Source organism: Mesorhizobium sp. Mes31, from assembly GCF_024519675.1.
Lineage (GTDB): Bacteria > Pseudomonadota > Alphaproteobacteria > Rhizobiales > Rhizobiaceae > Mesorhizobium.
In genome coordinates this window covers 1-524 of record NZ_JALJRL010000069.1, presented here as the reverse complement: position 1 = coordinate 524, position 524 = coordinate 1, and the positions used below count along the sequence as shown (strand labels likewise).

The window sequence follows — 524 nt, the reverse complement described above, 5'->3', positions numbered from 1 at the left end:
ATCAGCTTCTCCAGCGTGATCGGCAGGTCCCTCACGCGCTTGCCTGTCGCGTGGAACACCGCGTTGGCGATCGCCGGTGCGACGCCGACGATGGCCAGTTCGCCGACGCCCTTGCCGCCGAGCACCGAGGCGTGCAGGTCGGGGATGCCGACCGAGATCACCTCGATATCCGGGATGTCGGCGTTGGTCGGCACCAGATAGTCGGCGAGGTTGTTGTTGACGATGCGGCCGTGGCGGCGGTCGATGATGCCTTCCTCGAGCAGTGCCTGGCCGATGCCCATGATGATGCCGCCCTTCCACTGGCTTTCGGCGAGCTTCGGGTTGTAGAGCCGGCCGGAATCCAGCGCCGACACCACGCGCGACACGCGCACCGTGCCGAAATCCTCGTCGACGCGCACCTCGATGAAATGCGCGCACCAGGTGTGGCGGGAAAAGTCGCCCTCGGTGTGCGGCAGCGACATGGCGATGGTGGTGTAGTTCTTGTAGCGATCCTGTGCTGTCGAGTTGGCCGGCATGGTGTCGCC

1 protein-coding gene is annotated in these 524 nt (G+C 65.6%); it reads right to left on the bottom strand.

The features are described from left to right. Positions 1-524 (bottom strand): molybdopterin cofactor-binding domain-containing protein (locus NR193_RS33330; protein WP_256754892.1); only part of this gene is annotated, 524 nt, incomplete at both ends.